Annotated in this window: 12 protein-coding genes, 1 tRNA gene and 2 pseudogenes; 8 read left to right on the top strand and 7 right to left on the bottom strand. The window is 75.4% G+C overall.

The features are described 5' to 3' along the window. Positions 1-72 precede the first annotated feature (72 nt). Together ACFV1W_RS15645 and ACFV1W_RS15650 are read left to right on the top strand one after the other, a co-directional pair. Positions 73-249 (top strand): antitoxin, encoded by a 177-nt coding sequence (locus ACFV1W_RS15645; protein ID WP_380416783.1) that lies wholly within the window; start codon positions 73-75, stop codon positions 247-249. Positions 250-666: 417 nt separating this feature from the next. After that, positions 667-1,143 (top strand): flavodoxin family protein, encoded by a 477-nt coding sequence (locus ACFV1W_RS15650; protein WP_380416785.1) that lies wholly within the window; start codon positions 667-669, stop codon positions 1,141-1,143. 150 nt (positions 1,144-1,293) lie between these two features. On the opposite strand, the pseudogene ACFV1W_RS15655 reads toward ACFV1W_RS15650, so the two are convergent. After that, positions 1,294-2,457, bottom strand: a pseudogene (locus ACFV1W_RS15655) (MATE family efflux transporter); the annotation flags it as partial. A gap of 119 nt (positions 2,458-2,576) precedes the next feature. Here ACFV1W_RS15655 and ACFV1W_RS15660 point away from each other — a divergent pair. Together ACFV1W_RS15660 and ACFV1W_RS15665 are read left to right on the top strand one after the other, a co-directional pair. Beyond that, a complete protein-coding gene (locus ACFV1W_RS15660) occupies positions 2,577-3,125 on the top strand; it encodes a PadR family transcriptional regulator (RefSeq protein ID WP_380416890.1) in 549 nt (182 codons plus the stop codon). Positions 3,126-3,240: 115 nt separating this feature from the next. After that, positions 3,241-4,113, top strand: a complete 873-nt coding sequence (locus ACFV1W_RS15665) for a class I SAM-dependent methyltransferase (protein ID WP_380416788.1) — start codon at positions 3,241-3,243, stop codon at positions 4,111-4,113. A 19-nt stretch (positions 4,114-4,132) separates the two neighbouring features. Here the strand turns inward: ACFV1W_RS15665 and ACFV1W_RS15670 are convergent, their stop codons facing one another. The 3 genes from ACFV1W_RS15670 to ACFV1W_RS15680 form a co-directional block, all read right to left on the bottom strand. Next, complete coding sequence (locus ACFV1W_RS15670; protein ID WP_380416789.1) at positions 4,133-4,585, bottom strand: hypothetical protein; 453 nt, start codon at positions 4,583-4,585, stop codon at positions 4,133-4,135. Between the two features lie 89 nt (positions 4,586-4,674). After that, a complete protein-coding gene (locus ACFV1W_RS15675) occupies positions 4,675-5,088 on the bottom strand; it encodes a hypothetical protein (protein WP_380416790.1) in 414 nt (137 codons plus the stop codon). Positions 5,089-5,300: 212 nt separating this feature from the next. Next, complete coding sequence (locus ACFV1W_RS15680; protein ID WP_380416792.1) at positions 5,301-6,347, bottom strand: TIGR03617 family F420-dependent LLM class oxidoreductase; 1,047 nt, start codon at positions 6,345-6,347, stop codon at positions 5,301-5,303. 530 nt (positions 6,348-6,877) lie between these two features. Between ACFV1W_RS15680 and ACFV1W_RS15685 the strand changes: the two genes are divergently transcribed. The 3 genes from ACFV1W_RS15685 (at position 6,878) to fdh (ending at position 12,039) form a co-directional block, all read left to right on the top strand. Continuing rightward, a complete protein-coding gene (locus ACFV1W_RS15685) occupies positions 6,878-7,777 on the top strand; it encodes a 4Fe-4S dicluster domain-containing protein (protein ID WP_380416794.1) in 900 nt (299 codons plus the stop codon). Further along, positions 7,774-8,727, top strand: a complete 954-nt coding sequence (gene nrfD / locus ACFV1W_RS15690; RefSeq protein WP_380416797.1) for an NrfD/PsrC family molybdoenzyme membrane anchor subunit — start codon at positions 7,774-7,776, stop codon at positions 8,725-8,727. Before ACFV1W_RS15685 ends, nrfD begins: the two co-directional genes overlap by 4 nt. A gap of 69 nt (positions 8,728-8,796) precedes the next feature. Continuing rightward, positions 8,797-12,039, top strand: a complete 3,243-nt coding sequence (gene fdh / locus ACFV1W_RS15695) for a formate dehydrogenase (RefSeq protein WP_380416799.1) — start codon at positions 8,797-8,799, stop codon at positions 12,037-12,039. 21 nt (positions 12,040-12,060) lie between these two features. Here fdh and selD read toward each other — a convergent pair whose 3' ends face one another. Continuing rightward, entirely contained in the window at positions 12,061-13,068 is a 1,008-nt protein-coding gene (selD, locus tag ACFV1W_RS15700) for a selenide, water dikinase SelD (protein WP_380416801.1), read from the bottom strand. 69 nt (positions 13,069-13,137) lie between these two features. On the opposite strand from selD, the gene ACFV1W_RS15705 reads away from it, so the two are divergent. Continuing rightward, positions 13,138-13,233, top strand: a tRNA-Sec gene (locus ACFV1W_RS15705). A gap of 53 nt (positions 13,234-13,286) precedes the next feature. Here ACFV1W_RS15705 and ACFV1W_RS15710 read toward each other — a convergent pair. Both ACFV1W_RS15710 and selA read right to left on the bottom strand, forming a co-directional pair. Continuing rightward, positions 13,287-15,050 (bottom strand): annotated as a pseudogene (locus ACFV1W_RS15710) (SelB C-terminal domain-containing protein); the annotation flags it as partial. Between the two features lie 97 nt (positions 15,051-15,147). Further along, positions 15,148-16,497, bottom strand: a complete 1,350-nt coding sequence (selA, locus tag ACFV1W_RS15715; RefSeq protein ID WP_380416803.1) for an L-seryl-tRNA(Sec) selenium transferase — start codon at positions 16,495-16,497, stop codon at positions 15,148-15,150. Positions 16,498-16,683 lie beyond the last annotated feature (186 nt).

The raw sequence follows: 16,683 nt of genomic DNA on the forward strand, positions 1-16,683 counted from the left end.
CGCGAAATGCGCGGGACGGCCCGCGCTGTGATCCTGGAGGGGCGGGGGCGTCCCATCCAGGAGGGTGACCACATGTCCATGCTGGATAAGCTCAAGAACCTGCTGAAGGGCCACGAGGACCAGACGGAGAAGGGCGTCGACAAGGCGGGTGACGCCTTCGACGAGCGCACCGAGGGCAAGTACGGCAGCCAGACCGACATGGCCCAGGACAAGCTGAAGGACCAGTTCCGCGAGCCGCCGCCGCAGTAGCGGCCGAGATCGGGTCCGCCCCACCGGGTCGGGCCACGGCGTTCAGCCGGCGGCCCGGCCCGGCTCCCGCTCCGCTGCCCCGCCGGCCCCCTCTGCACCGCCGTCCGCGTCCGCGCCGCAGTTCTCGCACGGCCCCGGGCCCGGCCGCTCACGCAGCCGCCCGCACTCTGGGCACACCCGGTCCAGCCAGCAGGCCGACTCGCCGCCTTCGTCCATGCCCCCGATTCTGCCCGGCGCGCCGTCGGCGGCCCCGACCGCAAGAAGGCCGGCACCGGCGCACCCCGTGCTGTTCCGTCCTCGCCCCTGCCCCGGTTCCTGCCCCGGCGCCGATGTCACGTTCCCGAGCGCTGCCCGGTCGCCCCTGTGGGCGCGGATGTTCCGCACCCACCGCGATCGCGGAGCGAAGGGAGCATCACCATGAAGGCCGTCATCGTGTGCGTCTCGGTGTCCCACGGCAACACCCGGCGGGTCGCCGAGGCCATGGCCCACCCCCTGGCCGCCCCGGTGGTCGAGCCCGAGGAGCTGGGCCCGGCCGACCTCGCCGGCTACGGCCTGGTCGGCTTCGGCTCCGGCGTCTTCACCGGCCGGCTGCACCCGCGCCTGCGGGAGTTCGTGCGGGCGCTTCCTCCGGCCCAACAGCCCCGCCGGGCCTTCGTCTTCGCCACCAGCGGCCTACCCGAGCCCGGCTTCCGCCCCTTCACCCGCCCGCTGGCCCGGCTCCTGGAGCCGAAGGGCTTCGAGGTGGTCGGCAGCTTCACGGCCCGCGGCCACGACACCTGGCTCCCCTTCAAACTGGTCGGCGGCATCAACAAGCAGCGCCCGGACGCCCGCGACCTGGCGGCCGCGCGAGCCTTCGCCACCGGCCTGTGCCCGCGGACCGGCAGGGACTCCTGAACGGCCGACGGCACCGGACCCACGACGCGTCAGAGCCGTCAGCAGCCCCAACTGCACCACCGCTCCCACCACCTGCCCCCACCACACCCCGGCCACCCCCAGCGCCCCCGACAGCACCACCGCGGACCCGAGTTGGGAGCCGAGCCCGAACACCGCCGACAGCACCAGCGCCCGCCCGGCGCCGGTCGCCTGGTGGAAGCCGCCGAGGGCGACGGCCGGAGCGTACGGGAGGAGGTAGAGGGCCGTCAGGTGCAGGAAGCCGACGGACTGGGCGGACACCGCCGGATCCTCGGTGAACCGGGCGGTCAGCGGGCCGGCGCAGCCGGCCGCCAGCAGTGCCGCGCCGGCGCCCAGTCCGAGGGAGAGGCGGGCGGTGGCGCGGTGCAGGGCCCCCAACTCGGCGACCGCCCCGGCGCCGGTGAGCCGGGCGGCCCGGATGGCGGTGGCCTGGCGCAGCGCGTAGAAGGCCATGGTGAGCAGGAGCAGGAGCCGGTAGCCGATGCCGTACCCGGCGACGGCCGCGACCCCGAAGCCCGCGACCAGGGCCAGTTGGGCGGTGCCGACGGCCATCCGGGCGGTGAAGTCCAGGCCGAAGGGAGCCCCGGCCCGCAGGATGCGGAGGGCTGCGGCGCCGGTGCCCCGGACCGCCCCGCCGGTCCGGGGCCGCAGCCGCAGGGTGACGGCGAGGGCGACCGCCCGGGAGGCGCCGAGGGCGAGCGCCGCGCCGGTCACGCCGAGGGCGGGCATCGGGCCGGGGCCGAGGATCAGCAGCGGGTCCAGGACCAGCAGCAGGGCGTTGGAGAGCAGGGCGATCCGCATCGGGGTGCGGGTGTCGCCCGCGCCCTTGAAGAGTTCGTCGGCGACGCGCTGCGCGAAGAACAGGACGAACGCGGGGAAGGCGACGGTGAAGTACTCGGCCGCCCGGCTGGCGGCCTCGCCGGCGAGGAAGGCGGCCGCCAGGCGCTCCCGGAGCAGGAAGCCGGGTGCGGCGAGGGCGAGGCCGCCGAGCGCGCACAGGCGCCAGGCGGCCCGGGTGACGCGGGCGGCCTCGCCCCGGTCGCCGGCGCCGAGGGCCCGGGCGAGCCGGACGCTGACGCCGGAGGCCACCACCAGGACGAGTCCGAGCAGCAGGTTCTCGACGGTGCCGGCCAGGGTGACGGCGGCGACGGCGGATCCGCCGAGGCTCGCCACCCAGAACGTGCCGATCACCATGGCGATCACCCCGGACAGCAGTTCGACGTAGACCGGTCCGGCCAGGGCGGCCAGTCGGTACAGCTGCTCGCGCACGCTTCCCCCTCGTTCCACCACCCGCACCCGGGCGGACGTCCACCTCGATTTGATTTACCTCGAATGGATATATATCGATTAGAGGCACCTCGGCAAGAGGTAGCATGGCCGCGCCACGGGCGCACTCCGACGAAAGGGCTTCGACCGTGCTGACCCTCGCGATCCTCGGCTTCCTCTACGACCAGCCGCTGCACGGCTACGAACTCAAGTCCCGGATCACCGGGTTGACCGGTCACGTCCGGCCGGTCAGCGACGGTGCGCTCTACCCCGCGATCACCCGGCTGGAGAAGGCCGGACTGCTGCACCGCCGCACCGAGCCCGGCACCGGGGCCGCCCCGCGCCAGACCCTGGAACTGACCGGGGAGGGCCGGGCGGAGCTGCTGCGCCGGCTGGCAGACCCGGAGCAGGCCGAGATCACCGACCAGATCCGCTTCTTCACCCTCGCGGCCTTCCTCCACCACCTGGCCGACCCGCTCCAGCAGGCCGCCGTGCTGCGCCGCCGACTGGTCTTCCTGGAGGCGCCGAGCAGCTTCTTCTACGACGGGGACGGCCGCCCGGTCACCGCCGAACGGGAGCCGAACCCCTTCCGGCGCGGCATGCTGCTGGTCGCCCGGGCCTCCACCGCCGCCGAGCGGGCCTGGCTGACGGAGACGATCACCGGGCTGACGGGCGCGGACGGTCCGGCGGCGGCCTGAAGGGGCATCCGGAGCAGCCCTGGCATAGCTATGATGATCGGCCTCACGACCACGGCGCCTCGGCCCTCCGCGGCGTGATCCACCACCGCGCTCCGCCCGTCCCCTGGAGGCAGCCGTGCCCAGTGAAGCGATCGCCGCCGTCCGTCCCGCTCCGCAGAAGCGCGACGACATCCCCGGCTGGTTCTTCGGGCTGGACCGGGCCGCCTTCTCCCACCTGCTGTCCGCCCAGACGGCGGCCGGCGTCACCGGGGACGTCCTGGAGCTCGGCAGCTACCTCGGCCGCAGCGCCGTACTGCTCGGGGACCACCTCCAGCCCGGCGAACGGCTGACCATCTGCGACCTGTTCGACTCGGAGGCGGGCGACGCCGACAACGCCGCCGAGATGACGATGTCCTACCGCAAGACGCTCACCCGCAGCGCCTTCGAGTCCAACTACCTCGCCTTCCACCGCGAGTTGCCCGAGATCGTCCAGGCGCCCACCTCGGTGCTGGCCGACGGCCGGATCCCGGCGGGCAGCTGCCGGTTCGTCCACGTCGACGCCTCGCACCTGTACGAGCACGTCAGCGGGGACATCCTGGTCGCCAGGTCCGCCCTCGCCGAGGACGGTCTGGTAGCACTGGACGACTACCGCTCCGAGCACACCCCGGGCGTATCCGCGGCGGTGTGGGAGGCGGTGTTCACCGGCGGCCTGCGGCCGGTGCTGCTCACCCCGATGAAGTTCTACGGCACCTGGGGCGACGCCGGGGCCGCCCGCCGGACCCTGCTGGAGCGCGACTGGCGGGCCGAGGACTACACCGTCGACGAGGACACCATCGCCGGCCACCGCGTGCTGCGGCTCAACTACCAGGTCAAGTCACCCGCGCAGGTCCGCTCCACCCCGCGCCGCCTGGCCCTTGACCTCCTGCCGCCGGTCGCCACCCGCGCCACCCGCCGGGTCCTGCGCACCCTGCGCGAGCGCCGCGCCCTTCCCCCGGCACCCAGCGCCTGAACCCCGGAACCGGAGCCGTTCAGAGGCCCGGCCGCGCCGCCAGCGCCCTGGCGATGCCCCGCCGGAGGCGGGCCGAGGCCCCGGGCAGGTGCCCCAGCCGGCGCAGCGGCCCGGCGGCCGGCTCCGGCCGTCGGGCCAGCTCCAGCACCGCCGCGTACGGGCGCTCGCCCTCCTCCAGGCGCGCGGCCAGCAACGGCACCAGGCCGTCCAACTCGGCGCCGGTCAAGGCGGGATGGGCGGCAACCAGCCGGAGCAGGCAGTTGTCGATCCAGCTGCTGTGCCGCCGGGCGGCGAGCGGGACCAGCAGATCGGCGGGTGCGGCGGCGTTCCGGGCGATCGCGTGCCAGACGAACGAATACTCCCCCCCGGGCCAGTCGGCGCAGGACGTCCGGGTCCGAGGTCCGCTCGGCCAGCCGCCTGTAGTCCCCGGCATCGTGGAGGTGTCGCAGTGCTTCGGCGTCTTCCGCACCATGTCGGCACAGGCTAGCAACGGTCAGGCCCGGGCCCCGGGGTGGCCGAGGGCGGTGTCCGGCAGGGCGGGCAGCGGCACTGCTCTCCCGTTCACTGCTCGTCCCTTCGCTGCTCGCCCCTTCGCTGCTCTCCTGCCTGCAGGGTCTCGGCCCGGTTGCCGTGGCCGGGGGCGGCGGTGCCGGGCGGGGCGGTCCGGAAGGTCCGCCAGACCAGACCCTGGTCGTGGGCGCGGGCGGAGGACGGGGGCTCGCCGGGCCAGGTGCCCACGTACCAGAGGTGGACGAGGGCGTGCTCGTCACGGACGCGGTGGGCCAGGGTGGTGCGGTGGTGCTCGTGGGCCATGCCGGTGGCGCGCAGTTCGGGGACGTCGAAGCCGGTCAGTTCGGCGCAGACGCGCAGGAACTCGTCGAGGTCCGCGAGTTCGTCGTCCTCGGCGAAGTCCCAGGCCCCGTGCGGGTCGTCGGGTCGGTCGTCGTCAACGGTGCGATCGTCGGACACGGACACGCGGGCTCCCCCACGATCGGCAGCGAGTGGCCAGGACATGACGGGGCGCAGGTCGTGCCAGGACGGCCGGTCCGGTCGCACCCGCCCGTCCTGCTCAGCGTGATCCTGCCGCCAGGGCCGGCCGCCGGTGATCGCTTGCCCGAATGTGCCTCGTCTTGGCCATGACGCGATCGACCCGAGCCGACCCGCGGCGAGTTTCGGACCGGTTCCGCTCAGCCCAGCGCGCGCACCGCCGCCAGCACGTCCAGGCCGAGCGCCTGGTCCGCGCTCTCCGGCAGGTTGACGGACAGCCGGGTGACCAGCCCCGCGTACCGGCGGTGGATCTCCCGCGCCGCCTCCTCGACCGGGCCGGAGACCGCGAAGGCGTCGAACACCTCGTCGGAGACCAGTGCCGTCATCTCCGCCCAGCGCCCGCGCACCGAGTGGGTGTGCAGCTCCTCCTGGAGGTCCTCCCAGCCGTGCTGCGCCAGCACCGGCCGGTACGCCGGGGTGGAGGCGTAGAACGCGAGCCGTTCCCGCACCCCGGCCCTGTTGGCCGCCAGCTCCTCCTCGGTGCGGCCGACGGCGGTGAGCACGTTGCCGACGACCTCGAACGGCCGCCCGGTCCAATCGGCGCCCTCCGCCTCCGCCTGCCGGCGCGCCTCCATCAGTCCGGGCAGCACCTGCTCGGCCAGGTAGGCGGTGGAGGAGAACGGGTGGCCGAGGAAGCCGTCGGCCACCGCCCCGGCGGTGCGGGTCATCAGCGGACCGACGCCGGCCAGCAGGATCCGGGGCACCCCGGACGGGACCGGGTCGGGCGAGAAGACCGGCGTCATCACCGTGTGGGTGTAGAACTCGCCCCGGAAGCGCAGCCGTTCACCGGTCTGCCAGCTGTGCCAGATCGCCCGCACCGCGTGCACGTACTCGCGCATCCGGGCGGCCGGGCGGTCCCAGGGCATTCCGAAGCGCTTCTCGATGTGCGGCTTGACCTGCGAGCCCAGGCCGATGACGGCCCGCCCGCCGGAGGCCGCGTGCAGCCCCCACGCCTGGTAGGCCAGGGTCATCGGGGTCCGCGCGAAGGCTACCGCGATGCCGGTGGCCAGCTCGATCGACTCGGTGCGGTCGGCGGCCCGGGCGAGCTGGAGGAACGGGTCGTACGCGGTCTCGGCGACCACCAGCCGGTCCATGCCCCGGCGTTCGGCCTGCTCGGCGGCGTCGAGGATGCCCGCCGGGTGCCCGGAGGCGTTGGCGTCGAGAAGGAGGGCGGCGGGTCGGTCCATGCGGGTGCTCCTGGTAGAGGTCCGGCGTCATACTGCCTGGCGCCGTACGGGCTGGGCGCCGTACGGGCTGGGCGGCGTTACCCGGCCAGCCTGCCATGCCGTCACGGGCCGGCCGCCCCGCCGGGCCTGGGCCCGGTTCGTCACCACCGGCGAGCCCGGGGGGCCGCCCACGAGCCGGAGCGGCAGCTCACCCGGGTCCTGGACACCCGCTCGGAGACCGCCCGCTACTCCGAGCAGACCTCCCGCACCCTCTGGGCGGGGCACGCCCCCACCGCCTTCGGCCTCGGCTGAGCCGGGCAGTCGCTGTGACCGGGCCGCCGGTCCGACCGCACCGCCGTTCACGGCCGACGCGCGCGAAGGCCCGGCGTCCGACGCGCGCGAAGGCCCGGTGTCCGGACGGACTCCGGAGGGGAAGTCCGCGACGGCGAGGGGAGCGTCCGAGCCGTGGCCGGGTCGCGGGGGCGGGTCCGGAGCGGTTGGGTGGAGGTGGGGCGGCGGGGCCGCTCCACCTCCACGGAAGGAGACCGGCTGTGGAGCAGCGATCGGAGCAGCCGCCGAGGGTCGGGTTCTTCACCGACACCTCGGTGTGCATCGGGTGCAAGGCCTGCGAGGTGGCCTGCAAGGAGTGGAACGCCGTTCCCGAGCGCGGCCTCGAACTGACCGGGATGTCGTACGACAACACCCGGGGCCTCGGCGCCGACTCCTGGCGCCACGTCGCGTTCGTCGAGCAGTCCAGGCCCCCCGGCGGCGACTGGACGACGGCCGACCACAGCCGGGTCGACGTGTTCGCCGCGGCCGCCCGGCTGGACGACCCGGGCCGGGCCCCGGGCACGGTCTCGCCCGTCGCCCCCGACGGGCGCACCGAGCTGCGCTGGCTGATGTCCTCCGACGTGTGCAAGCACTGCACCAGTGCCGCCTGCCTCGACGTCTGCCCGACCGGTGCGCTGTTCCGCACCGAGTTCGGCACCGTCGTCGTCCAGGAGGACGTCTGCAACGGCTGCGGCTACTGCGTGCCCGCCTGCCCGTTCGGCGTCATCGACCAGCGGCCCGCCGACGGCCGGGTGTGGAAGTGCACGATGTGCTACGACCGCCTGGGCTCCGGGCAGGAGCCGGCCTGCGCCAAGGCCTGTCCCACCGACTCGATCCAGTTCGGCCCGCTCGACGAGCTGCGCGAACGGGCCGCCGAGCGGGTCCGGACGCTCCGGGAGTCCGGCGACCCGGGCGCCCGGCTGTACGGCGCGGACCCTCAGGACGGCGTGGACGGCGCCGGCGCGTTCTTCCTGCTGCTGGACGAACCCGAGGTCTACGGCCTGCCGCCGGACCCGGTGGTGACCACCCGCGACCTGCCCGCCATGTGGCGCCGGGCCGCCGTCGCCGCCGTCACGGTCGCCGCCGGAGTGGCGGCGTGCTGCCTGCGGAGGCCGCGATGAGCCGGTCCGAGCACACCCGCGGCGGGCGCGGCGGCGGGGAGCGGGCCGTGGTTCCCCCGGCCGAGTTCGACTCGTACTACGGCCGGCCGGTGCTCAAGCGGCCCGTCTGGAAGCCGCTCGACATCGCCGGCTACCTGTTCCTCGGCGGGCTCGCGGGCGGATGCTCCGCGCTGGCCGCCGGTGCCGGGGCCTGCGGCTGCCCGGAGCTGGCACGCGCCCTGCGGGTGGGCGCCTTCGGCGCGATCGGGCTGTCGCTGGCGGCGCTGGTCCACGACCTCGGCCGCCCGGGGCGCTTCGTCAACATGCTGCGCGTCGTCAAGCCGACCTCGCCGATGAGCGTGGGGTCCTGGCTGCTCGCCGGGTACGTGCCGCTCGCCGGTGCCGCCGCCGCGAGCGCGGTGACCGGCAGACTGCCGCGGCTCGGCACGGCCTGCGGGGCCGGCGCCGCCCTGCTGGGCACGGGCGTCTGCACCTACACGGCCGTCCTGATCGCCGACACCGCCGTGCCGAGCTGGCACGACGGCCACCGCGAGCTGCCGTTCGCCTTCGGCGGCTCGGCCGTGGCGGCCGCGGCGGGCCTCGGCCTGCTGGCCGCACCCCTCGCGCGGAACGGCCCGGCCCGGCGCGCCGCCGCCTTCGGCGCCGCGCTCGAACTCGGAGCCACCCGCGTGATGACCGGCCGGATGGGCCTGAGCGCCGAGCCGTTGCACACCGGCCGGGCGGGCCGTCTGATGCAGGCGGCGGAGCTGCTGACCGGGGCCGGGGCGGCGGTCGCGCTGGCGGCCGGGCACCGGGACCGCCGGGTCGCGGCGGCCGCGGGGGCCGCGCTGCTGGCCGGATCGGCCGCCCTGCGGTTCGGGATCTTCCTCGGCGGGGTCCGCTCCGCCGAGGACCCGAAGTACACGGTGCTCCCCCAGCGGGAGCGGCTGGCGGCCCGGCCTGCGGACTGAGCGCGCCGCGACGAAGATGGGAACGGCGGCCCGGGTTCCCGGCGCCGCCCGGCACGAGGAGGTTCCGCCGTGGGTGTACGGACCTGGATCGACTCCTGGCCGGTCTACCGTCAGCTGACCGGCACGGACCCGCTGGGCCGGGGCCCGGCGGCCAAGAGCGCCCGCAGCGAGCACCTGACGCCCCGCACCGGGACGGCGGACCGGGTGGTCAAGTCCGTCTGCCCGTACTGCGCGGTCGGTTGCGGCCAGGACGTCTACGTGGAGGACGGCAGGGTCACCCAGATCGAGGGCGACCCGGACTCGCCGGTCTCGCGCGGCCGCCTCTGCCCCAAGGGTTCGGCCAGCCTCCAGCTGACCACCGGCCCGGCCCGCGAGTACCGCGTGCTGTACCGCCGCCCGCACGGCACCGAGTGGGAGCCGCTGCCGCTGGACACCGCGATGGAGATGATCGCCGACCGGGTGATCGCCTCCCGGCGGCACGGGTGGCAGTGGGAGGTCGACGGGGTCCGCACCCGCCGCACGCTCGGCTTCGCGAGCCTGGGCGGCGCGACCCTGGACAACGAGGAGAACTACCTGATCAAGAAGCTGTTCACCGCGCTCGGCGCGGTGCAGATCGAGAACCAGGCCCGTATTTGACACTCCTCCACCGTCCCCGGTCTGGGGACCTCGTTCGGCCGCGGCGGTGCCACGACCTTCCAGCAGGACCTGCAGCACGCCGACTGCATCGTCGTCCAGGGCTCCAACATGGCCGAGTGCCACCCCGTGGGCTTCCAGTGGGTGATGGAGGCCAAGGCGCGCGGGGCCAAACTGATCCACGTCGACCCGCGCTTCACCAGGACCAGTGCCCTGGCCGACCTGCACGTGCCGCTGCGCGCGGGCAGTGACATCGCCTTCCTCGGCGGCATCGTCAACCACGTCCTGCAGCAGGAGAAGTACTTCCGCGAGTACGTGGTGGCGTACACCAACGCGCCGGTACTGCTGCGGGACGACTTCCGCGACACCGAGGACCTCGACGGCGTGTTCTCCGGCCTCGACCGCGAGGGCCGGTCCTACGACAGCGAGACCTGGCAGTACCGGGGCCTCGACGTCCAGGCCGCCTCCGGGATGCGCGACCAGCAGTACGAGCGGCGCACGGCCGAGATGGGCCGGGGCGAGGCGCACGGCTCAGGCGGCGCGGCGATCGGCGAGGAGGAGCCGCGGCGCGACGAGACGCTGAGCCACCCCCGGTGCGTCTTCCAGGTGCTCAAGCGGCACTACGCGCGCTACACGCCGGAGCTGGTGGAGCGGATCTGCGGCGTGCCCCAGGACCTCTTCCGGCAGGTCTGCGAGCTGGTCACGGAGAACTCCGGGCGGGAGCGCACCACCGCGTTCGCGTACGCGGTCGGCTGGACCCAGCACACCGTCGGCGTCCAGTACATCCGCACCGCCGCCGTGCTGCAGCTGCTGCTCGGCAACATCGGCCGCCCGGGCGGCGGCATCATGGCCCTGCGCGGGCACGCCTCCATCCAGGGCTCCACCGACATCCCGACGCTGTTCAACCTCCTGCCGGGCTACATCCCGATGCCCTACGCCCACCCCGACGAGACGCTCGACAGCTTCGTCGAGGCGGAGGCCCCCCACAAGGGCTTCTGGGGCGAGATGCGCTCCTACCTGGTCAGCCTGCTGAAGTCGTACTGGGGCGAGGCCGCGCGGGCGGACAACGACTACTGCTTCGACTACCTGCCCCGGCTCACCGGCTCGCACAGCACCTACGAGACGGTGCTGGCCCAGCGGGAGGGCACCTGCGAGGGCTACTTCCTGTTCGGCGAGAACCCGGCGGTCGGCTCGGCCGCCACCAAGCTGCAGCGGCTCGGCATGGCCGCCCTGAAGTGGCTGGTGGTGCGCGACTTCTCGCTGATCGAGAGCGCCACCTGGTGGAAGGACGGGCCGGAGATCGAGACCGGCGAGCTGCGGACCGAGGACGTCGGCACCGAGGTCTTCTTCCTCCCGGCCGCGGCGCACACCGAGAAGGACGGCAGCTTCACCAACACCCAGCGGATGCTCCAGTGGCACCACACCGCCGTGGAGCCGGCCGGCGAGGCCCGCAGCGACCTGTGGTTCACCTACCACCTGGGCCGGATCATCCGGCGCAAACTCGCCGCCTCCACCGACGAGATGGACCGCCCGGTGCTCGACCTCACCTGGGACTACCCCACCAGGGGCAGGCTCGACGAGCCGGACGCCGAGGCCGTCCTCGCCGAGATCAACGGCCGGGACGCCGAGGGCCGTCCGCTCTCCTCGTACACCCAGCTGAAGGACGACGGCTCCACCGAGTGCGGCTGCTGGATCTACTGCGGCGTGTACGCGGACGGCGTCAACCAGGCGGCCCGGCGCAAGCCCGGCCGGGAGCAGACCTGGGTCGCCCCCGAGTGGGGCTGGGCCTGGCCCGCGAACCGCCGCATCCTGTACAACCGGGCGTCGGCCGACCGGGACGGCCGGCCGTGGAGCGAGCGCAAGGCCCTGGTGTGGTGGGACGCCGAGCGGTCCCGCTGGACCGGGCACGACGTCCCGGACTTCCCCGCCGAGACGCCCCCCGGCCACCGCCCCCCGGACGGTGCCCGCGCCGCCGAGGCCCTCGCCGGCGACGACGCGTTCGTCATGCAGGCCGACGGCAAGGGCTGGCTGTTCGTCCCGGCCGGGCTGACCGACGGCCCGCTGCCCGCCCACTACGAGCCCCAGGACTCCCCGTTCGACAACCTGCTGTACGGCCAGCAGCGGAACCCGGTACGCCACATGCTGCCCTCGCTGCCGGACAACCGGTACCAGCCGAGCGGCGCCGCCCCGGGGTCGGAGGTCTTCCCGTACGTGGCCACCACCTACCGGCTCACCGAGCACCACACGGCGGGCGGCATGACGCGCTGGCAGCCCTACCTCGCCGAGCTCCAGCCCGCGATGTTCTGCGAGGTCTCCCCGCAGCTCGCCGCCGAACGCGGGCTGGACCACCTGGGCTGGGCCATCGTGGTGACGGCCCGCGGCGTGATAGAGGCGAGGGTCCTGGTGACGGACCGGATGGTGCCGCTGACCGTGGCCGGCCGCACCCTGCACCAGGTCGGGCTGCCCTACCACTGGGGCCCGAACGGCTACACCACCGGCGACGCGGCGAACGAGCTGGTGCACCTGTCGCTGGACCCCAACACCCACATCCAGGAGGCCAAGGCGCTCGCCTGCGACATCCGGCCCGGTCGGCGGCCGCGCGGCCCGGCCGCGGTGGAGCTGGTCCGCGAGTACTGCCGCCGCGCGGGCATCACCGACCGGACCGGCACCGACGTGTAGGCGTCCCGGCCCGGCGCACCGTCAGCGCACGACGAGGGTGTGCTCGCCGCGCGGTACGAGTTCGCCGATCACCGGTGCGCCCGGGACCTCGCCCGCGACCAGCAGCCCGCCGGAGGTCTGGGCGTCGGCCAGCAGCAGCCGCTCCTCCTCGCCGGCCCGGCCGAAGTCGGTGTGCGGCGCCACCCAGTCGAGGTTGCGGCGCGTCCCGCCGCTGACGAAGCCGTCCCGCACGGCCTCCCGGGCCCCGGTCAGGTAGGGCACCGCCGCCGCGTCGACCACGGCCGTCACGCCCGAGGCGCGGGCCAGCTTGTACAGGTGGCCGAGCAGCCCGAAGCCGGTGACGTCGGTGGCGCAGCGCGCCCCGGCGTCCAGCGCGGCCCGCGCCGCGTCGCGGTTCAGCGCGGCCATCAGCTCCACGGCCTCCGGGAAGCGCTCGCCGGTCGCCTTGTGCCGGTTGTTCAGCACGCCGGTGCCGAGCGGCTTGCTGAGCGACAGCGGCAGGCCGGGCCGGCCGGCGTCGTTGCGCAGCAGCCGGTCCGGGTCGGCGATGCCGGTGACGGCCATGCCGTACTTGGGCTCGGGGTCGTCGATGCTGTGGCCGCCGCCGACGTGGCAGCCGGCCTTCCGGGCGACGGCGAGGCCGCCGCGCATCACCTCCCGGGCCAGTTCGAAGGGCAGCGCCTCGCGCGGCCAGGCGAGCAGGTTGACGGCGACCAGCGGGCGGCCGCCCATCGCGTAGACGTCGGAGAGCGCGTTGGCGGCCGCGATCCGGCCCCAGTCGTAGGGGTCGTCGACGACTGGGGTGAAGAAGTCGGCGGTGGCGATCACGGCGGTGTCCCCGTCCGGGAGGAGCACGGCGGCCGCGTCGTCCCCGCTCTCCGGCCCGACCAGCAGTTCGGCCGTGCCGGGGCCGTCCTGGGGCGGAAGGAGCCCGGCCAGCGCGGCCTCCAGTTCGCCCGGCGGGATCTTGCAGGCGCAGCCGCCGCCGTGGGCGTAGCCGGTGAGGCGGATCGGGGTGCCGACGGTCATGGCGTCTCCTCGGTGCGGTGTGGCGGGTTGATCCGGGGCGGCCGGGCCGCTTGCATGGGGCGGTGGTGGGGAGGCGTGTGGGTGCCTGGTGGCCCTCCCGGTCTTCAAAACCGAGGTGTCCGAGGATCTCGGGCAGGCGGGTTCGATTCCCGTCCGTCTCCGCCACGGGCCGCATCTTCGCCACGGGCCGCCGGGGTGCAGCGGCGGTGGGTGGGGTTGACGCGTTCCGTCCAGCCGCGCCGGTCCAGGTGCTCCAGCAGCGGGATGACCACCCGGCGGGTGCTGTCGAGGGCGATCCTGGCCTCGCTGGTGGTGAACGGCTGTTCCAGGCGGGCGAGTCGGGCGGCGGCGCGGCGGTCGGCGTCCGGGAGCAGCACGATGCCGTCGGGCAGCCGCAGCAGGGCGCCGGCGGCGGCCGCGGCGGCCAGGAGCTTGGGGGTCAGGCCGAGGGCCGCGAGCTCGTCCGCCTCGGGGGCGCGGAAGGGGTGGGCGGCGAGGCGGGCCCGGACGTCCTGGACGGCGGGCGGCAGGGCGGGGCCGGTGACGCTGCCGTAGAGCCGTCCGTCGCGTTGCTCCAGCCGGCCGTCCAGAGCCCGCAGCAGGGCGGTGACGAGGGCGCGGTCGGGCAGGTCGAGCAGTCGGCGGGCCGCTTCGACGGGCAGGCCGGGATCGGTCGGCCGCTCGGCCGCGTGGCGTTCGACGGCCTCGCGGAGGCGGCGCTGGAGGTGCGACCAGTGGCCCGGGTCGCACAGCCAGTCCCCGGTGACGGGCTCCTGCGGCGGGGTGAGGCCCATCGCGGTGAACTCGGGGCGGCGGACCAGGCCGCGGCGGCGGAGTTCGGCGGCCGGGTCGGGTGCGCCGCGCCGTCCTTCGAGTTCGTGGGCGCGGCGGGCCGCCGCGCCCCGGCGGGTGAAGGCGGGCGGGCGGATGTCGAGGACGGTGGCCGCCGCGGCGATGCGGTGCAGGCCTGGATCGCGGAGCAGGGCGGTGTCGTCGATCCGCAGCGGGAGCGGCGCGGCCAGGGTGAGCCGGGCGGTGTCCGGGCCGAGCGGGCGGACGGTCGCCGGGACGGCGGCCGAGCCGAGGTGCAGGGTGAGCCGGCGCGGCAGCTCGGCGGCCGGGTCGCCGCGCAGGAGGACGTCGACGGTGTCGGCGGTGAGCCAGCGGCCGGGGGTCAGCAGGGCGCTGCCGCGACGCAGTGCCGCGGCGGCGGGACCGTGCACGTTGACCGCCACCCGCGCGGTCGCGACGGCTTCGGTCAGCGGCCGCTTGAGGCTCTCCAGGCCGCGCACCCGCAGTGGTTCGCCCTCGGCGGCCCGTGCGGCGGCCGGTCCGTCTCCACGCAGGCCGCCGACGGCGAGCAGGCGGTCGCCGACGGCGATCGAGCCGGCCGCGAGCGTGCCGGTGACGACGGTGCCGTGCCCCCGGACGGTGAACGTGCGGTCGACCCACAGCCGGACGTCGGCGGCCGGGTCGGGGGCGGGCAGCCGGGCGGTCAGCCGGACCAGGGCGTGGCGCAGCTCCGGCAGCCCCGCGCCGGTCACCGAGCTGACGGCCACGGCCTCCACCCGGCCCACCGAGCTGCGGGCCAGCCGGGCGAGCGCCTCCTCCCGGGTCGGGGCCGGGTCGGCGAGGTCGCTGCGGGTGACGGCGAGCACGCCGTGGCCCACCCGCAGCGCGTCGAGCACGGCGAGGTGCTCCTCGGACTGCGCCTGCCAGCCCTGGTCCGCCGCCACGACGAAGAGCACGGCGGGGACGGGCCCGACGCCGGCCAGCATGGTGGCCACCAGCCGCTCGTGGCCGGGCACGTCGACGAAGGCGACGTCCCCGGCGCCCGGGAGCGCGGTCCAGACGAAGCCGAGGTCGATCGTCATCCCCCGGCGCCGCTCCTCGGGCCACCGGTCCGGCTCCATGCCGGTGAGCGCCCGTACCACGGCCGACTTCCCGTGGTCGACGTGCCCGGCGGTGGCGATCACGTGCATGCGGGCTCCGGGTGGGTTGTCGGGCTCGGGGCGGGTGGGTGGTCGGGCTCGGGGCGGGGTCGTTCTCACGGTCGGGCGTGCTCACGGTCGGGCGTGCTCACGGTCGGGCGAGCTCCTCGGCGGCCAGGCGGACGGCCGCGGCGAGTTCGGCGTCGGCCGGCGCCGGCACCGTGCGCAGGTCGAGCAGGCAGGAGCCGTCGGCGGTCCGGCCGACCACCGGTGTCGGCCCCTGCCGGAGCGGGGCGGCGTACGCCTCGGGCAGGGCCACGGCCGCGCTGGGCAGGACCACCCCGGGGGCCCCGCCGCCGCCGACGATGGCCGGACTGTCGACCGCCCGGGCCGGGATGCCCTCGGCCGCCAGCGTCGCGGCCAGTCGCCCGGCCCGCTCGCGCAGTTCCCCCGCCTCGGCGTGCAGGGCGGAACGCGTGGGCGTGGCAGGCGAGTTGAGGGTGGCCTCCAGTGCGGCCAGGGTCAGCTTGTCGACCCGCAGGGCGCGGGCCAGCGGGTGCCGGGCGAGGGTGCGAACGAGGTCGGCGCGGCCCAGCAGCAGGCCGCACTGCGGGCCGCCGAGCAGTTTGTCCCCGCTGGCGGTGACCAGGTCCGCGCCAGCCCGCAGCCAGCCCTCGGCGTCCGGCTCGTCCGGCAGCAGCGGCTCGCACCGGAGCAGGCCCGAGCCGATGTCGGCGACCAACGGCGGTCCGAGCTCGGCGAGTTCGGCAAGGCCGGGGGTGCCGGTGAAGCCGGTGATGCGGAAGTTCGACGGGTGGACCCTGAGGATGAAGCCGGTGGCCTCCCCGACGGCGGCGGCGTAGTCGGCGGTGGTCGTCCGGTTGGTCGTGCCGACCTCGCGCAGCCGCGCGCCCGTCGATGCGAGCAGGTCCGGCAGGCGGAAGCCGTCGCCGATCTCGACCAGTTCGCCCCTGCTGACGATGATCTCGCGCCCCCGGGCGAGCGCGGTGGCGGCCAGGACCAGGGCGGCGGCGCCGTTGTTCACCACGTGCGCGGCCTGCGCGGCGGGAACGCGGTCGAGCAGGGCCCGTACGGTCGAACGGCCGCGCGGGGCCCGGTCGCCGGAGGCGAGGTCGAACTCGACGTCCGTGGCGCCGGCGGCGGCCAGCACCGCCTGCCGGGCCGCCTCGGAGAGGGCGGCCCGGCCGAGGTTGGTGTGCAGCAGCACCCCGGTGGCGTTGAGCACCGGGCGCAGCGCGGAGGCCGTCGGCGGAAGCGCCCGGACGGCCTCCTCGGTGATGTCGGCCGGTGGGATCTCCCCGCGCCTGGCCCGCTCCTGGGCCTCGACGACGGCCGCCTTGACGAGTGGACGCCCGAGGCGCTCGGCGGCGTCGGCGAGCCGGGGGTCGGCCAGTACGGTGTCGGTGCGCGGGAGCCCGCGGCGGGGGTCGGAGCGCCCGGCCGGTGGGGCGGCTCCGGGCGCCAGGTCACGGTGCATCGCGGTGCCTCGGTCTCGGGGCGGGCGGTCAGGTCCCGCCCACCCTGGCCCGATCCACCGGGAGTTGTCGCTCGACACGCTGGGGAACGGCGAAACCGCCCGAGCCCCTGGCCCGCGGAAAGCGCTGCGCACGGGGCGTGCGAGGCGGGCGGGGTACCGGGAAGCCGCCGGGGGTCGGCGGCACTG

Source organism: Kitasatospora sp. NPDC059648 (genome assembly GCF_042734825.1).
GTDB lineage: Bacteria > Actinomycetota > Actinomycetes > Streptomycetales > Streptomycetaceae > Kitasatospora.

Coding starts and splice junctions, on each gene's coding strand:
- ACFV1W_RS15645 (WP_380416783.1), top strand. CDS start 73: ATGTCCATGCTGGATAAGCTCAAGAACCTGCTGAAGGGCCACGAGGAC.
- ACFV1W_RS15650 (WP_380416785.1), top strand. CDS start 667: ATGAAGGCCGTCATCGTGTGCGTCTCGGTGTCCCACGGCAACACCCGG.
- ACFV1W_RS15670 (WP_380416789.1), bottom strand. CDS start 4,585: ATGGTGCGGAAGACGCCGAAGCACTGCGACACCTCCACGATGCCGGGG.
- ACFV1W_RS15680 (WP_380416792.1), bottom strand. CDS start 6,347: ATGGACCGACCCGCCGCCCTCCTTCTCGACGCCAACGCCTCCGGGCAC.
- nrfD (WP_380416797.1), top strand. CDS start 7,774: ATGAGCCGGTCCGAGCACACCCGCGGCGGGCGCGGCGGCGGGGAGCGG.
- selD (WP_380416801.1), bottom strand. CDS start 13,068: ATGACCGTCGGCACCCCGATCCGCCTCACCGGCTACGCCCACGGCGGC.
- selA (WP_380416803.1), bottom strand. CDS start 16,497: ATGCACCGTGACCTGGCGCCCGGAGCCGCCCCACCGGCCGGGCGCTCC.